The sequence below is a fragment of the Roseofilum acuticapitatum BLCC-M154 genome, assembly GCF_030068475.1.
In the GTDB taxonomy this organism is placed as follows: Bacteria; Cyanobacteriota; Cyanobacteriia; order Cyanobacteriales; family Desertifilaceae; genus Roseofilum; species Roseofilum acuticapitatum.
On record NZ_JAQOSP010000006.1, the window covers coordinates 233,769 to 253,837 of the forward strand.

Sequence of the window (20,069 nt, forward strand, 5' to 3'; positions counted from 1 at the left end):
GAGGGATTGTCGAGATAGAAATTGAGGCAGAAGAAAGATGGAGAGGATGAGTTTTAGATCGCCATTAACCCTTAGCCTAAAGCACCAAATAATCCTAAAACCACACCCAAGCCAAAGACTACAGCTAGAGCCACAAGGGTAAGGATCAAAACCCAATACTGTAAGGTATAGAGTTTTCGCAATTCTCCTAACGCTCCCATTAAGTTCTCAATATCCTGACCTTGAGTATCCACAATGCGCTTAAAGGCAGTAGAAGCTTGATATGTCCAAATGCCGATTAAAAAATCGGCTACTCCTGAAATCATTTCTCCGATACCTTCTGCTGCTCAAAACAGTCCCAAGACTGCCGTCAGAACTCCACCAATTATTAAAAAAATACTAACAAATTTCATGCGATTGGCTAATTGCCCAATCAGCACATTTTGGGAATTATCAAATTCATAATTAGAAGACCGCATAATTGCCAACCTACCAGAAAGCGTTTATCCTACTGTCTAGAGTAAAACAGAAGAGGAAACCCGTAATCATTTTTAATTTTTAATTTTTCATTAAACTAGACCAAAGATTGTCGTGGAGAGTTCTAAAGTTGTCTATGCCAGTTGTTTCCCAAACCCCAGTCCCTGAAAATTCCGTATCCCTAGAAACCCTAACCTTAGATGTGACGGGGATGAAATGTGCCGGATGCGTCCAAGCTGTAGAACGACAACTAACGCAACAGCCAGGGGTTCGCTCTGCTTGTGTTAATTTAGTAACTGCGGTTGCGGCAGTAGAGTATGAAATTGGAGCGCTTAATGGGAATCAGTTAGCTGAGAAGCTGACGGAATCGGGATTTCCGAGCCAACTGCGATCGCCGGAAAGCCTCGGTAATTCCTCACTTTCTCCCCAAAAACGGTATCAAGAAGAACTAAAGGCACATCAAAAAGAGTTGGCGATCGCCGCGACCCTATTGCTCCTCTCCTTTACTGGCCATGGATTCCATGATTTACCCCTGCTCAGTTCCATGGCATTTCACTGGGGTTTAGCCACCCTCGCCCTCTTGTTTCCGGGGCGAGCTATTATCCTGGAAGGAGCGCGGGGATTGTGGAAGAATAGCCCCAATATGAACAGTTTAGTGGGCTTGGGGGCGATCGCCGCCTACACCACCAGTACCATTGCCCTACTCTTTCCCCAAACCGGATGGGAATGCTTCTTTGATGAACCCGTCATGCTCCTCGGCTTCATTCTCCTGGGGCGTACCCTCGAAGCTAGAGCCAGAAGCCAAGCAGCCGCCGATCTCAGCGCCCTCTTAGGCCTCCAACCCAAACGAGCGCACCTGATTCCTGTGGGGTCAAGTGCCGATGAAACCCCAGTCGATATTGCCGCCGAAACCGTGAAAGTGGGGGAATGGTTGCGGGTGCTACCAGGAGAACTCTTTCCCGTGGATGGGCGCATTGTGGGGGGAGAAACCACGGTCAATGAAAGTATGATTACCGGCGAAGCCATCCCCGTAGCCAAACAAGGGGGAGATTTCGTGAGTGCGGGAACGGTGAATGAGTCGGGACTCGTCACCCTGGAAACCACCCGCGTAGGTTCAGACACCACCCTGGGGCAAATTATCCAATGGGTGGAAAGGGCCCAAACCCGTAAAGCGCCGATTCAAGAACTGGCGGATACAGTGGCAGGTTATTTTGTTTATGGCATCATGACCCTTTCCACCTTAACCTTCCTCTTCTGGCAACTGGTGGGGGTGCAACTCTGGCCCCATGTCCTGGCAACCGGTGAAACCCCCTATTCTCCCCTGCTACTGAGCTTAAAATTGGCGATCGCCGTTTTAGTCATTGCTTGTCCCTGTGCCCTAGGTTTGGCTACCCCCACAGCCCTCTTAGTCGGCACAGGAATTGGCGCAAAACAAGGCATTCTCATCAAAGGGGGACAAGCCCTACAACAACTCAATTCTATCGACTCGATCGTATTTGACAAAACCGGAACCCTCACCCAAGGTACACCCCAAGTTACCGATTGTATCCCCAATCCCGAATTAGGTTGGAGTAAGAATCGCCTCCTGAGCATTGCCGCAGCCGTGGAACAGGGAACCAACCATCCCCTCGCCCGTGCCATCCTCAACGCAGCCCAAGAGCAAGACCTTATTTTACCCCCAGCCGAAAACTTCCAAACCATTGCCGGTTATGGGGTACAAGCCTGGGTGGAACAACAAAAGGTACTCTTAGGAACCCCAGAATGGTTGGCACAACAAAATGTAACTTTACCGGAAAATACGGAGAAGATCGATCAACTGGCCCAAGAAGGTAAAACCGTGGTGGCGATCGCCCTCAATGGGCAATGGGCCGGATGGTTAGCCATCATCGATCCCCTCCGTCCCCAAGCCAAAGAAACCCTAGAGAAACTGCGGCAGATGGGGTTAAAAGTAATGATGTTAACCGGCGATCGCCAAGCCACCGCCCAAGCCGTAGGCGAAAAACTGGGACTTAAAAGCGACGAAATCCAGGCAGAAGTGAAACCCGAAGCCAAAGCAGAGGCGATCGCTAAGTTACAAAAATCTGCCCACGTCGCCATGGTTGGAGACGGCATTAACGATGCTCCCGCCCTCGCCCAAGCCGATGTCGGTATTGCCCTCCAGAGCGCCACAGAAGTAGCCATGGATACCGCACAACTGGTTTTAATCGGCGATCGGCTCACCGACCTTCCCCAAGCCATCACCCTCGGTCGAGACACCTTCAGCAAAATTCGCCAAAACCTCTTTTGGGCCTTTGCCTACAACATCCTCGCCATCCCCCTAGCCGCCGGTCTCCTGCTCCCCCAATTCGGAATTCTCCTCTCTCCAGCCACTGCTGCTGCATTCATGGCCTTCAGTTCCGTCAGTGTCGTCACCAACTCCCTCCTCCTGCGCCGACGTTACCCGACTTCACAATCTGGCGACAATCCATTAAAATTATGACTTTGTATTCAAAAATAGGGCCCCCAATTCCCCAGTTATTTCACTGATGTTTTGCCGACAACGAATCAAAATGAATAACCCTAATCTCCATCCAGAGCGTTTAAACTAGAAACAGTATCCCGAAATTTACGGTAAAATCGGCTTCTTGTCCTTTACCCCATCCCTAAATCCTCTTAAGTGAGGACGAGACCATAAAGTATTGATGTTATTCAATAGGTGTAAGCTAAAATAATGACCGAAACTTCTGCCCAATCTAACCAAAACCATCTCCTCATTATTGAAGACGATAAGGGACGGCGAGAATTTACCCTCGAAGCCCCCGTCTACTCCATCGGTCGCCATGAACAGAGCGATATTCGTCTTTACTCCCAGTTTGTCTCTCGTCGCCATGCAACCTTAGTCCGCTTACCCAAAGAAGACGGAAATTACTATTACCGCATCGTTGATGGCAACCTTAAAGGCAAAGGCAGTGCCAATGGGATTATGGTCAACGGCAAAAAAGTCCCCACCCATGACCTCAAGAATGAAGATGAAATTGTTTTTGGCCCCCAAGTCCGAGCCAGCTACTATCTATTAGTCCGTGAAAATGTAGTCACCACTCCAGCCTCAGACGAATTTGATATTACCTTGATTAGCCCCGGCATGATGGGTGAAGACGATATATAGCGCTATGCACTAACAATAGGTAATCAGCATTGCTGACCCGTTAAAGCAGTAAGCCACTTGTCAAGGAACGGGAACAACTCAAACCAGAGTTTGCTCATCCCTCATTCCTTTCCATCGACTTACCCTGGAACCGTGTCAATCAACTTCAACTGACTACTCTCTTGAATTTGCTCGCTCACCTGTTGGAACAGTTGATGACAGTGATTGTTGAGTTGTAAAGGCAGTTCTTCGTTTTTAGCCACTAAGGTCATTTTAATTTCAGTTTCAGTAGCGGTTGTGTTATCAATTAGCACTTCCACAGTTACCAATTTGCCAAAAGGGACTTTACCGGGCTTTTCCCGTCCCATGAGGTACTCGGCTCTATCGTATTGAACCTCAATATTCAAAGATTTGAGAATCTCAATCAACGACTGCCGGAGATTTTTGTTGGGAAGCGCTACTGTAAATAAACAAGTGTACCGAGCCATAAAACACTCCGGACGTAAAACACGGATAATTCTTACTATATTATCGAAACTCATCTTACCAGTCATTACCCTCTATTGTTGATATGAGAGGATAACTAGGATAGATAGAATCGCATAAACTTATGATTGTGGAAGCATTACAGCCTTTTTCTAATGGATTGGGCAAACTCATTGTGTTTGAGGGAATTGAAGGGGCAGGTAAAACAACCCAAATCCAGAAAACCTCCGACTGGCTTAAATCTTGGCTCTCTCAACAGGTACTCATTACCAGAGAACCAGGGGGCACACCTTTAGGCGAACGTCTACGGGAGGTTTTATTGGCAGATGCATTGGTGTATGACACCTCAGAGCTATTACTCTATGCAGCCGATCGCGCCCAACATATTCAGGAGTTCATCCAACCCGCACTCAAGGCAGGCCACATCATTTTATGCGATCGCTTTACAGACTCCACCATAGCCTATCAGGGTTATGGTCGCGGTTTAAGTCTCGATTTAATCGATCAACTCAATCAAATTGCCACACAAGGCATCAAAAGCGATTTAACCCTATGGTTAGATGTAGACGTAGAAACCGGACTAGAGCGAATGCGCCAAAGGGCATCAGCCGATCGCATAGAACAAGCCGATTTTGCCTTTCATCATCGCGTCCAACAAGGCTTTGAAACCCTAGCGAAAACCTATCCAGAGCGGATTATTCGGATTGATGCCAATTTAGCAGCAAACCAGGTACAAGCTCAGATTCGTGCCGCTCTCAACCCCCGATTACAGGATGGGAAAAACTCGATTTAGACCGGAATTTCAATCCAGAACGTTGTCCCCTCACCCAGCTTAGAAGTACAAGTTAATTTTCCTTTATGTTTCTCCACAATAATTTGATAACTAATTGCTAATCCCATCCCTGTCCCCTCACCCATCGGTTTAGTCGTGAAAAATGGATCAAAAAGTCGAGACTGTATTGATTCAGGAATCCCCAATCCATTATCCCCAATCTCAATCACCGCCCAATTTCTGCCCGAATCCCCTGGAGAATAGACAGAAGTAGAAATCCTAATTTCATTGGGAGCGCTCTCCAACGCCTGATAACTCAAATTTTGTTTTATATTCCCTTCCTCCAAGGCATCAAGAGCATTAGCAATCAAATTCATAAAAACCTGATTTAACTGACTCGGATAGCATTCAATCAGAGGCAGATCCCCATAATTTTTGACCACTTGAATTTCTGGACGATGGGATTTCGACTTCAGCCGATTATTTAAGATCAGCAAGGTACTCTCAATCCCTTCATGAATATTCACCGGCTTGACTTCACTTTCATCTAGACGAGAGAAATTCCGTAAGGATCGCACAATACCTCGAATGCGATCGGCTCCAATTTGCATCGACTGGAGTAATTTAGGTAAATCCTCCACGATAAACTCCAAATCAACCTCTTCACATTCTTGCTGCACCTCTTCAGGAGGTATGGGATAAAACTTTTGATAAAGTTCAAGAATAGACAGTAGATCGTGGGCATAATTCTCAGCATGGGATAGATTGCCATAAATGAAATTAACGGGATTATTAATTTCATGGGCAATCCCAGCTACTAATTGCCCTAAACTAGACATTTTTTCACTTTGAATCAAGTGAGTTTGAGTTTGTTTAAGTTCCAGAAGTGTTTGCTCAAGTTGTAGGGATTTTTCTTTTTCTTTCGCTTCAGAAATTCTCAAGGACTCATTGACTTTTGCCAACTCATCTGCTTTCTTCAAAACAATTTTAATAATGGACTTTTGCAGACTTAACGCTGCATCAATCTCACATTTTTTCCAAGAAGTAGATTGTAAAACAACGGTTTCTTTCCACAACTCAAAAGATTGTCTAGGACAAAGTAAATCAGAATTGTAATAATTCCGCAAACTCTCTTCTGGGTTCCCTGCCCAATGAACAGTCTGCAATACTTCTGGGCGAAACCAAATCAGATATTTATCTTGAGTGGCTGCAATTTTTATGGCTAATATCCCACTAGCTACATTTTTATAAACGGCAGCTTTCGGGTCTATATCAGTCAAACAAGTTGTGGAAAAAAAACGAGATTCACCCATATAGCGATCGAGATCCTCTATGAATTCTTTGATATAGTTACTATCGGGCGTTTTACCAATTAAAGTCAGGCGATCGCCAAAACAAATCGCTGCCCCTGTTGCGCCTACCAAATCCAATAAATTATTTTTATTTTCAACCAAGCCATCGACATAGTTTTCGGTATTCGACATCGACTCCAATAACCGGGACTGAATATCTTTCAGCTCCAACTTATATTCATAGTCTTCATTATGTTCCTTATAAACCAACTCCAACGATAAAGACTGAGCTAAAAATTCACAGGCAGATCGTCGATCGAAAGAAATAGACAGGGGAGTATAATGGTGGCAGGCAATTAATCCCCAAAGTTGTTGATTTTTAATCAAGGAAAGGGTCATTGAAGCCTGGACACCCATATTTCTCAAATATTCCAGATGACAGCTTGATGTGCCTCTTAATCCGGACTGTTTCAAATCTGTGGGCTTCTGAGTCAGGGGATTAATCCTAGGCACTATTTCTATCCCATCTGCATTGACATCAACAATCGACCTCGACCAGTGTTTGAGAAACAAATTTCTGGATTCTTCAGGAATATCAATGTCGGGATAATGTAATCCTAAATAGGACTCTAAATCCTCTCGTTTAGATTCAGCGATCACACTGCCATGGTTATCTTCATAAAACTTATAAAGCATGACTCGATCGAATCGAGTGATTTTGCGGATTTTTTTGACTGCAATCTTACATACTTCTTCCAGAGTTTGAGCAGCCGTCAGTTGCCTGGCACATTCTTGGGTGAGATGATAAAACCTGAGTGATTGATTCAAATCTCGATCCGTATTTGTTTCTAACTCTAGAATCAGACCATTATCTTGACGGTACATCCTTGCCCTAAACTCCATCTCCTCCCTGTTCTTAAATTGGATATTCAGGGGATTGTTTTTCTCAAAATCCAGATGTGTTAAATAATTTTGAACCTGTTGCAGTTGTGAGGATTCTAACAATATAGATAGAGGTTGATTCAGGAGAGACTCCGGAGCATAGCCCAGAAAGGATTGGACATTTTCACTGACTTGGATAATGTTTAAGTCCGGTTCGGTTAAAACCAATAAAGCCCCATGGGGCTGAATGACTGTGGGGAAATAAACGGCTTCTTGTTGGGCCATCGTCCAGTTGCGAGAGCGGCGCAAGCTAATATTGAATTGAGTGTTCATGGTTAAAAGAGTCGATTAGATTGAGATTTTTGTACGGAGTGTAAAAAAAAGTTAAGAGGTGTGGAGTTCAGGGTAACATCCCAAAAACTGTCACCGTAGATCTTGGTACAAGGTAGAATCGCCATCCTGGAAGATGAGCATCTGGCTCAAATGATGCTTAACACCACTAGAAATCTATTGTAGCGCAAGACTTAAACAGAACTTCTAAAGTCGTAAAAGCACGGTAGATTCAACTCGAATGTGCCGATCGCCGGTTTCAGAGCCGGATTAGAGGTTAAAGTAAGGTAGGCAAATCTAAGAAATTCTGACGTGGGATTCAAGTGCAAGATATCGAAGGTAACCACATCCGACTGAATAAGGTGACCAGGGAATGGGTCATTTATGCTCCCAAAAGAAAGCACCGTCCCCAGGATTTGCGACAATTATCTACTATTGAGCATCCGATCGCCCTTCCTTGCCCTTTTTGTCCAGGTGGCAGCCATGAAGAGGAAGATATTTTACTAGAATTGCCTAAAGCGAACGGTTCTGGGTGGCAAACCCGTGTTGTTGCCAATCGCTATCCAGCACTTTCGACTCAAGGTAATACCATGCGCTCTTCCCATGGTATATATCTCATGATGCCAGGTTATGGTCGCCATGAGGTGATCATTGAAAGTCCAGATCATGAGAAGGATATTCCCACCATGGATCTCTCGGAAGTAGAGTTGATCGTGGAAACCTATCATCACCGCTACATCGATTTGATGCAGGAGCATGAAAGCATGATGGGGATTATCTTTCGCAACCACGGACAACGGGCAGGGGCTTCCCAGTCCCATCCCCATTCCCAAATTATCATTACCAGTATTGTGCCTCAACAGCGTCGCTGGCGAGAGGAGGAAGCCCAACGCTATTATGATGACTGGGGTAGATGCTTGTACTGCGATATTCTCAAGTTTGAGTACAAGGAAGAAACGCGGATACTGGAAGAGAATAATTCATTTTTGGCATTCGTACCGTTTGCGGCGGAAGTACCGTTTGAAATATCGATCGCCCCAAAACATCATGAAGCGGATTTTGGCAGTATGACCGATACGGAAAAAGCGGATTTTGCTTCCATGCTCCAAAGTGTTCTCACCCGGTTATCAGACAAACTTAATGACCCAGACTATAACTACATTATCAATACGGCCGCTCGCTATAAGGCGGAAGAACCCCAAGTTCACTGGTATTGCCAAATTCGACCCCGGTTAACCACTCCTGCGGGGTTTGAAATTGCCTCAAGTGTGAGTATTAATCCTTCTTTGCCGGAATGGGATGCTCAGTTTTTGCGCGAATAGGGAGATGGGGTGAAACCGGTTTAGGTAGCTACTTGGGTTCCTGATTACTGGAGTATTGAAAAGTGCAACACCATCAGTTGCTGGGGACGTAAGCCCAAAGATTCATAGGTTTTTCCGGTATGCTGGTCGGTAAACTCAACCTCAAAAGCTACTCCATTAGCTAAGATTTCGACTACAGTTCCCACTTGTCCCTGGGATAAACCATATTCAGGTAGGTCAACCGTCAGAGCAACCACATCTAATAACTCGATAGTTTTAGTATTCATCTTGAGATCCTCCATGTTAAGTTACGTGAGAGGGTAACAGGTGGTTAATTTAGGGATTTTTGAACTGTGTTCGAGAATCCAACCACTACGGACTCTGGCAGATCGACGCTCCCATTCTAGGGTAAAGTCCACCGTGTAACGTTGTCCAAATTCATCTCGCCTGCCCAGTTGTGCTTCTTCCGTGCCAACCCTCTCTAATAAAATTTCCCGTAACCCTTCTGCGTCATTGGCACTCATCCCTAGAAGAGACAAAAACAACCGAGCTTTGTGCTTACCATCATTATGGTCTAAGTTAAGGCAGTAGTCCCGAAGTTTGCGGATATCCACAACTGCATTCTCAGCATAGGGAAGGATCATGGGGAGAGAATTTGAATCAGGATTTTTGCAGTTTATACCAATTCTCAGAGCTTTTGGGAGCAACCCGGTTTCTAGGAAAATCTGGGATAGGATAGATCTAAGCTGGGTTAACTAACTATTATGGGTAATACCTTCGGGCATTTATTTCGGATTACAACATTTGGGGAATCCCATGGCGGTGGGGTTGGGGTGATTATTGATGGTTGTCCACCGCTTCTAGAGATTTCAGCAGAGGAGATCCAGGTAGAGTTGGATCGCCGCCGGCCGGGACAAAGTAAAATTACGACACCGCGTAAGGAAACGGATACCTGTGAGATTCTTTCGGGAGTCTTTGAGGGCAAAACCCTGGGGACTCCGATTATGATTTTGGTTCCGAATAAGGATACCCGGCCCCAGGATTATGATGAGATGGCACAAAAATACCGGCCGTCCCATGCGGATGCTACCTATGATGCTAAATATGGGATTCGCAATTGGCAAGGTGGAGGACGCTCTTCGGCACGGGAAACCATTGGTCGGGTGGCTGCGGGGGCGATCGCCAAAAAAATCCTTAAACAGGCGGCTGGCGTGGAAATTATCGGCTATGTGAAGCGTATTCAGGATTTAGAGGCGATCGTCGATCCGGCAACTGTGACTCTCGAACAAGTGGAAAGTAATATCGTTCGCTGTCCCGATCCCGAAGCCTACGAACGGATGATTGAACGCATTGAAGCGATTAAACGGGAAGGAGACTCCCTAGGTGGGGTGGTTGAATGTGTGGCTCGTCATGTGCCCAAAGGTCTAGGAATGCCGGTGTTTGATAAACTAGAGGCAGATTTGGCCAAAGGTGTGATGTCTCTACCGGCCAGTAAAGGATTTGAGATCGGTTCGGGGTTTGCTGGAACTCTGCTGACTGGGAGCGAACACAATGATGAATTTATTTTAGGCGATCGCGCAGAAGTCCGCACCGCCACCAACCGCTCTGGGGGCATTCAAGGGGGAATCTCCAATGGCGAATCGATTATTCTCCGAGTCGCTTTTAAACCCACCGCCACCATTCGTAAAGAACAGCGCACGGTTACTAGAGAGGGTGAAGAAACCCTGTTAGCGGCTAAAGGTCGTCACGATCCTTGCGTTTTACCGAGAGCCGTGCCTATGGTAGAAGCAATGGTGGCTCTGGTTTTATGCGACCACCTCCTACGTCACCAAGGTCAATGCGGAACACTCAATCATGATTAGTCAACAACCTTCTTCACTCTTTGAGGTTCAATTTTGGGGTGTGCGGGGGAGTATCCCCGCTCCTGGCCCGGAAACCGTCCGCTATGGTGGCAATACTTCCTGTCTGGAAATGCGTATTGGAGAGAAACACTTTATTTTCGATGGCGGAACCGGTTTACGCGCTCTCGGCGATCGCCTCTCCACGGAATTTCCCCTAGATGTGAACCTCTTTTTTACCCATTACCATTGGGATCATATCCAAGGTGTACCCTTTTTCATCCCCCTCTTTACCCCAGGGAATCAGATCCATGTTTGGGGGGATGTCCCCGACTCTAGCGAGTCTCTAGAAGACCATTTTCATCATGCGATTCTCCATATTAATTCCCCCGTCCCCTCACCCATACCCAAGGCGGATCTGAAGTTTTCTAAGCTTTCTCCTGGAGAACAAGTCAACCTAGATGGGATTGAGATTGAAACCGGTCATCTTAATCATCCGAATGGGGCTATGGGTTATCGGATTACTTGGCAAGGACACACGGCGGTTTATTGTACGGATACGGAGCATTATAGCGATCGCCTCGATCCAGATGTCCTCAAGTTAGCTCGGAATGCCGACATCTTGATCTACGATGCCATGTACACTGACAACGAATACAGCAACCCTAAATCCTCTAAAGTCGGTTGGGGTCATTCTACCTGGGAAGAAGGGGTCAAAGTAGCCGAAGCCGCAGGGGTGAAAAAGCTGATCGTTTTCCATCATGAACCCAATCATGATGATGATACCCTCGACCACATTCAAGAGGAGGTTCAAAAGCGCTTTCCCAACACGGTTTTAGCCCGCGAAGGGATGATTTTAAGCCTGATTGACACTTAGGCTTGGGAAGGGTCTTCAGGAGGGTGGTCTAAGCCCAATTGTTGCTTGCTTTTGTCCATAAAATTACGGCCACTATAACAACTCCTTTGGCATTTATATGAGTCATCAGTAATATCAAGTCCGGTTTCCGCAAGCGGACATGAAAATTGGAAAAGAGAAGCGGGCAAGATGCCCGCACTCCTCGAATTCTTTGATATGACTGGAGTGGGAGCATCTTGCTCCCTGGATTTTTAATTAGGGTATTTCCGCTTCGCGGACATGAAAAGCTGCTATTGGCAAGCCTTGAAAATTAAGACGTTAAGACAGAATAGTTTAAATTCTTACTCATTACTCATTACTTACAGCAGTTTACTCTGCTATGAGGTACATTAATGACTGTTTTTAACGATAGCTAAAATAGCTCAAAGCGCCACCCAGTCTGTTGTTTGTTCCCCCTATCCCCCTATCTCCCCATCCCCCCATCACAGCGCTTTGCGCTGTATGACTTACGAATTACCCCCTGAAGCACTATAAATATGACGATTCATTTGCACAGATTCAGTCAAATCTACCATCGGCAAAGGGTAATCTACACCCATCTGAACACCAAAGCGTTTTTGCTCCACAGCTAACAACTTCCAAGGTTGATGAATTTTAGTCGGTGGAACTTTAGCTAATTCCGGTAACCAATGCTTGACATATTGCCCTTTCGGGTCATAATCTTGGGATTGTTTAGCAATATTAAAGTAGCGAAAACCACGGCGATCGTTTCCTACTCCCGCCACATAATTCCAGTTTCCCCAATTACTACAGGGATCGTAATCAATTAAACAGGATTCAAACCATTCTGCCCCCATGCGCCAGTCCATACCTAGATTTTTAGTCAGAAAACTAGCCACATTTTGCCGACCTCGATTCGACATAAATCCAGTAGCCGCTAATTCCCTCATATTGGCATCGACTAAAGGAAATCCAGTATTTCCCTGTTGCCAGCGTTCAAACTGTTGCCAATCTTGTTTCCAAGGAAAAGACAATCCTTGCAGTCCAGAAGCATAAAATATTTTATTCCCATGTTTGGCACAGATGAAACGAAAATAATCCCGCCATAGGAGTTCAAAAATGAGCCAATACGTGGATTCATTTTTGACCCGTTCTGATTCATATTTTTGGACTTCTTGATAAATAAAACGAGGAGAGAGACAACCAAACGTTAACCAGGGAGATAATTTAGATGAACCATCTGCCCCTAACATTTGATTGCGAGTTTGTTTATAATGTTGTAAATGATTGCCCTGCCAAATATAATCTTCTATCCGTTGTAGTCCCGCTTTTTCTCCACCCCTGAAAAATAAGACGGCTCGCGGATCGGATCGGGGGGGTTCGAGTCCCCATTCTGTGAGGGTAGGCAAATCTCCTAGATCGAGACTGGGTAAGGCTGGAAGAGTATTGGGAGTGGGAAAAGTAGCGCGAATCTGGGAGCGTTTTTCGACTTCTTTCCGATAGGGGGTAAACACTTCGGGAAGGTCGGCGATCGCCCAAGGTAAATCTTCAATATGATATAAAGTAGACCCCCAAAAGCCTTGGGTAGAAATCTGATGTTGGCTTAAGGTTTGGTGAAGTTTGGTTTCTACTAACTTCTCTTCTGCGGTCACTTCCTGATGATAATACACCGCACTGGCGTTTAGAGTTAGGGCTAACTCAGCAATCACTTTTTCGGGTAACCCCTGACGGATCATCAGATCGCTGCCTAGATTTCTTAAGGTTTGACGCAGGGTATTGACACTTTCCAGAAGAAATTGAGCGCGAAAAACACCCATCTTGGGAAAGCCAAAATGGGTGTGATTTAGCCAGCGAGAGTCAAAACAATATACTGGAATGACTACAGCGCCAGTCTTCAGGGCTTGGTTTAGGGGTTCATGATCGTGCGATCGCAGATCGTTACGATACCAAAGAAGGATCGGTTTTTGGCTCATCAGTCTACTACCTAGGGGATGGATCGGTTGATTGAGCAGGCTTTTCTTCAGTTTGCCATAAAAGGAGCAAGGCTTGATTAAAATAAAAGGCAGTATCGTGATGAAATCTTTCTACTCTATGCTCGATTTTCTCAATTCCTGGTTGGGTCGTCCCTCAGAAAAAATTAAAGCGAAAGTTGAAATTTACACTTGGCAAACTTGCCCCTTCTGTATCCGAGCCAAATTATTACTATGGCGCAAAGGGGTTTCTTATACCGAGTACAAAATTGATGGTGATGAAGCCGCCCGAAGCCAGATGGCAGAACGGGCTAAAGGACGGCGATCGGTTCCCCAAATTTTTATTAACGATCGCCACATCGGAGGCTGTGATGATTTATATGCCCTAGATCAACAAGGAGAACTCAATCCCCTACTCACCCAATAACCCCACTCCAACCCCGTGTCCTCCTTAACCCATCCCCTCTATCAACATCATCGCCATTGGATGACTCGCGCTCTTGAGCTGGCACAAACCGCAGGAGAAGCAGGAGAAATCCCTGTGGGGGCAATCATTACCGATCGCCAAGGACAATTCCTCGCAGAAGGCACAAATCATAAAGAACGCGATCGCGATCCCACTGCCCATGCTGAGATCGGGGCAATTCGTGCAGCCTGCGATCGCCTCAACTCCTGGCACTTAGAAGGCTGCACTCTCTATGTCACCCTCGAACCCTGCCCCATGTGTGCCGGAGCCATTATCCATGCTCGCTTACAACAGCTCATTTATGGAATCGACGATCCCAAAACCGGAGCCATTCGCACCGTCTTAAATCTGCCTGACAGCCCCGCCTCTAACCACCGTCTTCAAGTATTATCCGGAATTCTTGAATCCCCCTGTCGCCAGCAATTACAATCCTGGTTTGCCCAACGAAGATAGCTGTAGTGGGGGAATGGGGCTATACAGCAGTTTCCTCTGCTATGAGGTACATTAATGATGGTTTTTAACGATATCTAGAACAGCTCAGAGCTTCTACCAAGTCTATTGTTTGCTCCCCCCATTCCCCCATTCCCCCATTCCCCCACTACAGCGCAAAGCGCTGTATTCCCGACATTCGATCAAGCCGAATTTTCCACCTTTTGGAAAAAATCTTCTAACAAAACCCTAATTTCTTCGATTGCAAACTCATCTAATAGCTGAGACGCATAACTCACAAAAGAATCATAATCTTCATCAAGTTGACCTAAGCGCTTCACCTCATTTTCCATATCCTCAATATCACCGATTCTTGCCGATCGATAGAGATTTTCTAGCTCTGCTTTTGGAGGAAACTGCATCGGTAATACATGACTATTTGTTGATTGATCCAGGGGATAATCCAGATGATCTAAATCCCGATCATCTGCATAGATCCAAGTAAGATCCAAATGTTTTTTCAAACTAGCTAGTAAGACCTCTGTATCAATCGGTTTCGGAATAAACTCATTGCAATCAATTTGCAGTCTATATTCCGAATCTAAACCCGAAATACTAGCACTAGAGATAATAATCGGAACTTGTTTTAAATGCTCTAAATGTCGGATAACCTGAGTCAACTCTAAGCCATCCATCACCGGCATAAAAATATCAGTAATAATTAAATCTGGGGTCACTTTTTCCGCTTCCTTAAGTCCTTCCTTACCATCCGTTGCTTCAATCACCCGAAATCCTAGAGAATTGAGTAAATTAACGATTAAAGACCGATGTTCCCAACGGTCATCAATCACTAAAATGGTCTGTTTTTCTCCTAAATACCCAGTAATGCTATTTTCTGAAACAGGCAAGGGTGAAGATAGTCCTTCTTCAGCTAATAAGCACTGAATTTCAAAAAAGAAGCAACTCCCTTGGTTAGGAATACTAGAAACCTTGAGATTACCCCCCATTAGTTGCACAATATTTTGACTAATCGCTAATCCTAAACCTGTACCTTCAGACATCCGAGCTTTTTCCCCAACTTGCTCAAAGGGAGAAAAGATTTTCTCTAGCTGTTCTGGAGTGATTCCAATCCCTGTATCTTTCACATCAAAACGAATTTTAGCATAGGTTTGATCGGATCTAGATATCCAATCCAAAAAATCAACCTTAAAAGTAATTTCTCCAGTATCTGTAAACTTAATTGCATTACCAATCAAATTGATTAAAACTTGTCGTAAGCGTTTTTGATCCACAATAATCGTTTTCGGTAACCGAGGATCGTAAATACTTCTAAAGCCTAATCCTTTTTGATGAGCTTTTATTTTACAAATTGAACTTACTCCATCCAAAAAATAACTCAAATCTAAAGGTTCTTCATACAACTCTACTTTTCTCGATTCAATTTTTGCCATATCGAGAATATCATTAATCAAAGTCAGTAAATGGGAACCACATTCATGAATGACTTCTACCCCTTTGCGGTCTTCGCCTTCTAAAGTTTTGGAGCGTTTTAGGATTTGAGTATAGCCTAAAATTCCATTCAAAGGAGTACGAAGTTCATGACTCATACTTGACAAAAACTCCGTTTTAGCTTGGTTGGCACTATCGGCCGCTTGTTTAGCTTTTTGCAGAGCCAGTTCAATTTCTTTGCGGTCAGTAATATTTTGTAAAGTACCTTTCAACTTAATTCTTTCATCTTCAACTGCCAAGGGTTGACCAATTAAACGAACCCAAATTAAATCCCGCGAATGACGCATTAAAGGGAGTTCTAAATCAAATTCAGTTAAGTTATTTGTCGCCTCATTCATTGCTGCTTGTAAGTGTTCTCTATACTCCCCCTCAAAGAAGGATAACATCCCTTCCAAAGTCGGTACATAATCGGCTTCAACTTCATGGATATGATACACTTCTTGAGTCCAAACTAACTCTTGAGTCTGAGGATCGAATTCCCATCCTCCTAACTGGCCAATTTTTTGGGTTTCATTAAGCAGAGCTTCACTTTTACGAATCGCTACTGTTTGTTCTGCGACTTGTTGTTCTAAATTATGAACTAAGGCTTGAAGTTGAGTCGCCATTTGATTAAACCCTTCTGCTAATTCTCCTAACTCATCTTCCGATTCTAGGGGTAAACGATGATTCAGAGAACCTTGTTTAATCTGATTAACACCTTGGGTGAGTTGGATGATTTTTTCAGTAATTGTTTTTTGAAATAATCGGGCAATGATTGCTGTAATAAATAATCCAAAAAGGGCAGAAAGAACCAGAATAAAATAGATCAATTGGCTTGCTTTTTCCACTCGTTTTTGTGCTTTGATGACTTCCTGATTGCTCAAGGCAATCAGTTCACTAGAAATTCGGTCAATGTTTTGAGCTTGCAAGTCAAAATCCCGAAATCTAGATTGAATTGCGGTATCGACCTGTAAGATTTTTTCAGCCGTTTTTTTATAGGAGTCTAGAATATTGAATACTTCAGACTTTTGTTCCGGACTAAGCGCCGTATTTTCGGCTATTTTTTTCTCCAATTCGAGTAAGATGTTAAAGGCGGACTGCATATGGGGGCGCTGGCGAGTAATCAAATACTCTTTTTCTGCCAGACGTAAGGCTTGGTATTGTTCACGCCATTGAAGATCTAGGGATTGAATGGCTTTTTTACCTTCACTCCCCCAATTCTCCAGTTGGTGTTGAAGTCCATTTTTTTCTTGGGCGAGTTGTGTTACTAATTCAACAGCTTCAATAAAGGTTGTTTCATAGCGTTGGGCTGAAGAAACGAATAAACTTAAATCTACATTAGTTTGTTTCAGGGAATCACTAACTTGAGGTTGTTCAATGAGTTGTTTAAACTCAGTGGTTAGGCGAACGACTTCATTAATATTATCAACGGCTTCTTGGGCATAAATTTCTTTAGCTTGACTAAAGCCAATTTCTGGATAACGTAGGAAAAAATCCCGTTGATGGGTACGAGCTTCCTGTAAATTTCGATCCATCTCTAGCACTAATCGCTGAAGTTCTACGCTGATAGAAATGTCTTTTTCCGCTTGACCCTGTATAATTTTTAAGGCAATATAACTATTAATAGAAACAAAGATAATTAATGTAAACAATCCCCCAAAACCTGTGGAGAACTTAGTGGTAATACTTAATCGATTCCACCAGTGTTGGAGTTTTCTAAGTTGAGCGACGATCGCCGGTATCATATCATATTCGGATCGCAAAAATGAACGGTAATAGAATCAACGTCCCATACAAATGGTCTTTTAGGGATTGGGTTCATAGAGATAGACTCGATTGGCATTCAACCCGTCTAAACCAGCAGCCGGATCGTTAAATTGCAGGATGCTAAAGTGACCAGAGGCACAATCGCCAAATTGATTACAACTCAAAGATCCTGTAACTCCGGGGAAATTAGAGGTATTGTACAAAGCATCTCGCAGGGCTTGACGGCCAACTTGTAGTGTACCATTGGGCGATCGCACCGCTACAGTAGAAATCGCCTCTAAAACTATATTAGCGGCATCATAGGCAAAACTATAATAAGGATGCTCTGGAGGAGAACCATATTCTGCTTCATAGGCTTGTTTGAGTTGGGCTAAAGCCTCCTGATCCGGCCAAGCAAAACTGACAAAATATAATCCTACTCCATCTTCACCGATCGCCGTTAACACCGGATCGCTTTGCAAGGAGTCTCCAGTAATTAACACTAAGTTTGATAAATCGGGCATCTGCCTCAACTGGCGCAGCAGTTCCGTCGCTTCTGCGGGAAAAAGAGGCATAAATAAAATCTGGCTCTGTGATGTAGCAATTGACCTTAAAATTGGCTTCATATTGCGATCGCCCTTATTCACCACCCCACTTAAAACCACCTCACCCCCCAGTTCCCAAAACTCCTGCTCAAAGGCTTCACTTAACCCCTGGGTAAAAGCATCCCCATCATTGAGCGTGGCTGCCCTTTTCAGCCCCAACTGTTCAAAGGCAAATTTTGCCGCCATCTCCCCCACCCTAGCCCCATTATAAGTGGTGCGAAAATACCCCACATACCAATCACTAGCAGCTTTAGAACCCACCTCAGTTAACGAAGGCGCGGTATTGGTGGCTGACACCATCACCCGTCCCGCTTCCGAAAGAATTTGACTCGCTTCGGTGGCTGCATTAGAACAAGTTGTACCCCATACCGCGATAATCTGGGGATTAGCCGCCAATTTCAGAGCGCCATTGGCCCCCCCTTCCTCACTACAGAGTTCATCCTCAGTATGGATAACGAGAGGATGTCCCAAGAGTTGACCCTCTCTTTGTTGGATCGCTAACTTAATACTATTGAGCTGAGTATTGCCCACTGGAGTCATATTTCCACTTAAGCTTTGCAGCACCCCTAGCTCAATGGGTTCATCCGGTAGAATCGTCACACATCCTAAACGATCTGTGCATTCAGGAAGCCTCGATCCACAAGCCGATAATCCTAGAATACCCAAGAGCATCAACAGATTAGTAATTGTCCACTTATTTTTCAGTATCATGTCTGAAGACTACCTGCTATCTCTGTTCTAAGATGGCACTCTCCTGATTATTCTTGCCAATTTTTTATGATTCCCGATCCCCTTGCCTCCTCTTCGGCTCCTGTCTCCCCCAGTCCCCAAGGGAAACCCCGCCATTCCCTGGAGAAACCGCCCTCGACTTTACCTCCTTCAGAGTTTAATCCGGAGCGTTGGCAGACTAAACCCCCACCATCAGGGGATTGGGTTATGGTTGTGGCGATCGCCGTTATGTTTGTGGGATTATCTGTGCATAATCTCTGGATTGGCTTTTCTGGCGCTGGGGTTGCCTTTGCGATCGCCCTACGGTTAGTCTGGCCCACATTAGCTTGGACGCTCAAAGATCTTACCCCTAGACAGCGATCGCAACTCATCGGATTTACCGGTTTATTTGTTTCCCTCGCTGGACTCCTCAATTACTTAGGACTCTATCGCGCCATTGGCAACTGGCTCAATCAAGTTAAATGGGATGAATTTGGCTCCTGGGCCGAATGGGTAGGCGCTGTCGGACAAATCATGATCGCCATTTTAGCCGTTTACATTTCCTGGCGACAATATGTCATTTCCAAAGATTTAACCATTCAGCAAAATACCATCACCCAACAACAAACCATTGATGCCTTTTTTCAAGGCATTTCTGAATTAGCATTAGATGATGAAGGCATGTTAGAAGATTGGCCCCAAGAGCGCTGTTTTGCTGAAGGTCGCACCGCCGCCATTCTCAGCAGCGTCAATGCCGCCGGAAAAGCCAAAGTTATTCGCTTTTTATCCCAATCCAATCTCCTCACTCCCCTACGCCGGGATTATCATTTAGGGCGACCCATTTTTGATGGCAGAGGCGGATATCAAGAAGACCGGCTCAATGGCATCCGGGTGATTAATTTAGGCGTGATGTTAGCCGGAGCTAATTTAGTCAGTACAGACCTGAGATGGGCTGATTTAAGTGAAGCCTATTTAGTTCGCACCGATCTCAGAAATGCCGATTTAACCAAAGCCAATTTATCCCGCACGGTTTTATATCAAGCCAATTTAGCAGGGGCTGACTTAAAAGGGACACGGTTCTTTTATGGATCGACCGAAATGGCTACTCCCCGCGATCGCCAACATACCCCCAATTACAAAACCGGAGAATATACCGGTGCAGTCGTCGAAAATGTTGATTTTTCTGAAGTCAAAGAACTCTCAGAAGAACAACGCCATTATTGCTGTTCTTGGTGTGGGGAAGCCTCCCGACAAACCATTCCCGGAGGATGTGAAGGCATTGCCAATTTATTAGGACGATAGTCTAGAGTCAACGATGAG

At 44.9% G+C, this 20,069-nt stretch carries 17 protein-coding genes; 9 read left to right on the forward strand and 8 right to left on the reverse strand.

Translation table 11 applies throughout. The features are described from left to right. Positions 1-71: 71 nt before the first annotated feature. A complete protein-coding gene (locus PMG71_RS01825) occupies positions 72-305 on the reverse strand; it encodes a hypothetical protein (protein WP_283751931.1) in 234 nt (77 codons plus the stop codon). Positions 306-592: 287 nt separating this feature from the next. On the opposite strand from PMG71_RS01825, the gene PMG71_RS01830 reads away from it, so the two are divergent. Together PMG71_RS01830 and PMG71_RS01835 are read left to right on the forward strand one after the other, a co-directional pair. Continuing rightward, positions 593-2,935: a heavy metal translocating P-type ATPase gene (locus tag PMG71_RS01830; protein WP_283751932.1), complete on the forward strand. Its 2,343-nt coding sequence runs from the start codon at positions 593-595 to the stop codon at positions 2,933-2,935. Positions 2,936-3,166: 231 nt separating this feature from the next. Then, on the forward strand, positions 3,167-3,601 hold the full coding sequence (locus tag PMG71_RS01835) for an FHA domain-containing protein (RefSeq protein WP_283751933.1): 435 nt from the start codon (positions 3,167-3,169) through the stop codon (positions 3,599-3,601). Between the two features lie 119 nt (positions 3,602-3,720). On the opposite strand, the gene PMG71_RS01840 is transcribed toward PMG71_RS01835, so the two are convergent. After that, entirely contained in the window at positions 3,721-4,068 is a 348-nt protein-coding gene (locus tag PMG71_RS01840) for a hypothetical protein (RefSeq protein WP_283751934.1), read from the reverse strand. Between the two features lie 122 nt (positions 4,069-4,190). Here PMG71_RS01840 and tmk point away from each other — a divergent pair, with 122 nt between their 5' ends. Beyond that, complete coding sequence (tmk, locus tag PMG71_RS01845; protein ID WP_283751935.1) at positions 4,191-4,859, forward strand: dTMP kinase; 669 nt, start codon at positions 4,191-4,193, stop codon at positions 4,857-4,859. Here tmk and PMG71_RS01850 read toward each other — a convergent pair. Then, the gene (locus tag PMG71_RS01850; RefSeq protein ID WP_283751936.1) at positions 4,856-7,345 is read right to left on the reverse strand and encodes an ATP-binding protein; all 2,490 of its coding nucleotides are present in this window, start codon (positions 7,343-7,345) and stop codon (positions 4,856-4,858) included. The genes tmk and PMG71_RS01850 overlap by 4 nt on opposite strands. A 329-nt stretch (positions 7,346-7,674) precedes the next feature. On the opposite strand from PMG71_RS01850, the gene galT reads away from it, so the two are divergent. Continuing rightward, positions 7,675-8,664 (forward strand): galactose-1-phosphate uridylyltransferase, encoded by a 990-nt coding sequence (galT, locus tag PMG71_RS01855; RefSeq protein ID WP_347179175.1) that lies wholly within the window; start codon positions 7,675-7,677, stop codon positions 8,662-8,664. 44 nt (positions 8,665-8,708) lie between these two features. On the opposite strand, the gene PMG71_RS01860 is transcribed toward galT, so the two are convergent. After that, complete coding sequence (locus PMG71_RS01860) at positions 8,709-8,930, reverse strand: DUF4926 domain-containing protein (RefSeq protein WP_283751938.1); 222 nt, start codon at positions 8,928-8,930, stop codon at positions 8,709-8,711. A gap of 21 nt (positions 8,931-8,951) precedes the next feature. Then, positions 8,952-9,287, reverse strand: coding sequence for a DUF6883 domain-containing protein (locus PMG71_RS01865; RefSeq protein ID WP_283751939.1), 336 nt, complete (start codon positions 9,285-9,287; stop codon positions 8,952-8,954). A 120-nt stretch (positions 9,288-9,407) separates the two neighbouring features. Here PMG71_RS01865 and aroC point away from each other — a divergent pair, with 120 nt between their 5' ends. Continuing rightward, entirely contained in the window at positions 9,408-10,505 is a 1,098-nt protein-coding gene (aroC, locus tag PMG71_RS01870; protein WP_283751940.1) for a chorismate synthase, read from the forward strand. After that, positions 10,498-11,358, forward strand: coding sequence for an MBL fold metallo-hydrolase (locus tag PMG71_RS01875; protein WP_283751941.1), 861 nt, complete (start codon positions 10,498-10,500; stop codon positions 11,356-11,358). Before aroC ends, PMG71_RS01875 begins: the two co-directional genes overlap by 8 nt. A 485-nt stretch (positions 11,359-11,843) precedes the next feature. Here the strand turns inward: PMG71_RS01875 and PMG71_RS01880 are convergent, their stop codons facing one another. Then, positions 11,844-13,310: a DASH family cryptochrome gene (locus PMG71_RS01880; protein ID WP_283751942.1), complete on the reverse strand. Its 1,467-nt coding sequence runs from the start codon at positions 13,308-13,310 to the stop codon at positions 11,844-11,846. 118 nt (positions 13,311-13,428) lie between these two features. On the opposite strand from PMG71_RS01880, the gene grxC reads away from it, so the two are divergent. Next, positions 13,429-13,734 carry a glutaredoxin 3 gene (grxC, locus tag PMG71_RS01885; RefSeq protein WP_347179176.1) on the forward strand — a complete coding sequence of 102 codons (306 nt, stop codon included), beginning with the start codon at positions 13,429-13,431 and terminating at the stop codon, positions 13,732-13,734. Positions 13,735-13,749: 15 nt separating this feature from the next. Continuing rightward, on the forward strand, positions 13,750-14,226 hold the full coding sequence (tadA, locus tag PMG71_RS01890) for a tRNA adenosine(34) deaminase TadA (protein ID WP_283751944.1): 477 nt from the start codon (positions 13,750-13,752) through the stop codon (positions 14,224-14,226). Between the two features lie 179 nt (positions 14,227-14,405). On the opposite strand, the gene PMG71_RS01895 is transcribed toward tadA, so the two are convergent. Both PMG71_RS01895 and PMG71_RS01900 read right to left on the reverse strand, forming a co-directional pair. After that, positions 14,406-17,453: an ATP-binding protein gene (locus PMG71_RS01895; protein ID WP_283751945.1), complete on the reverse strand. Its 3,048-nt coding sequence runs from the start codon at positions 17,451-17,453 to the stop codon at positions 14,406-14,408. Positions 17,454-17,495: 42 nt separating this feature from the next. Then, positions 17,496-18,752: a branched-chain amino acid ABC transporter substrate-binding protein gene (locus tag PMG71_RS01900; RefSeq protein ID WP_283751946.1), complete on the reverse strand. Its 1,257-nt coding sequence runs from the start codon at positions 18,750-18,752 to the stop codon at positions 17,496-17,498. A 66-nt stretch (positions 18,753-18,818) separates the two neighbouring features. On the opposite strand from PMG71_RS01900, the gene PMG71_RS01905 reads away from it, so the two are divergent. Then, positions 18,819-20,051, forward strand: a complete 1,233-nt coding sequence (locus PMG71_RS01905; RefSeq protein WP_283751947.1) for a pentapeptide repeat-containing protein — start codon at positions 18,819-18,821, stop codon at positions 20,049-20,051. The last annotated feature ends 18 nt before the right edge of the window (positions 20,052-20,069 follow it).

Coding starts and splice junctions, on each gene's coding strand:
- aroC (WP_283751940.1), top strand. CDS start 9,408: ATGGGTAATACCTTCGGGCATTTATTTCGGATTACAACATTTGGGGAA.
- PMG71_RS01830 (WP_283751932.1), top strand. CDS start 593: ATGCCAGTTGTTTCCCAAACCCCAGTCCCTGAAAATTCCGTATCCCTA.
- grxC (WP_347179176.1), top strand. CDS start 13,429: ATGCTCGATTTTCTCAATTCCTGGTTGGGTCGTCCCTCAGAAAAAATT.
- PMG71_RS01900 (WP_283751946.1), bottom strand. CDS start 18,752: ATGATACTGAAAAATAAGTGGACAATTACTAATCTGTTGATGCTCTTG.
- PMG71_RS01905 (WP_283751947.1), top strand. CDS start 18,819: ATGATTCCCGATCCCCTTGCCTCCTCTTCGGCTCCTGTCTCCCCCAGT.
- tmk (WP_283751935.1), top strand. CDS start 4,191: ATGATTGTGGAAGCATTACAGCCTTTTTCTAATGGATTGGGCAAACTC.
- PMG71_RS01875 (WP_283751941.1), top strand. CDS start 10,498: ATGATTAGTCAACAACCTTCTTCACTCTTTGAGGTTCAATTTTGGGGT.
- PMG71_RS01825 (WP_283751931.1), bottom strand. CDS start 305: ATGATTTCAGGAGTAGCCGATTTTTTAATCGGCATTTGGACATATCAA.
- PMG71_RS01880 (WP_283751942.1), bottom strand. CDS start 13,310: ATGAGCCAAAAACCGATCCTTCTTTGGTATCGTAACGATCTGCGATCG.
- PMG71_RS01840 (WP_283751934.1), bottom strand. CDS start 4,068: ATGGCTCGGTACACTTGTTTATTTACAGTAGCGCTTCCCAACAAAAAT.
- PMG71_RS01860 (WP_283751938.1), bottom strand. CDS start 8,930: ATGAATACTAAAACTATCGAGTTATTAGATGTGGTTGCTCTGACGGTT.
- PMG71_RS01850 (WP_283751936.1), bottom strand. CDS start 7,345: ATGAACACTCAATTCAATATTAGCTTGCGCCGCTCTCGCAACTGGACG.
- PMG71_RS01835 (WP_283751933.1), top strand. CDS start 3,167: ATGACCGAAACTTCTGCCCAATCTAACCAAAACCATCTCCTCATTATT.
- PMG71_RS01865 (WP_283751939.1), bottom strand. CDS start 9,287: ATGATCCTTCCCTATGCTGAGAATGCAGTTGTGGATATCCGCAAACTT.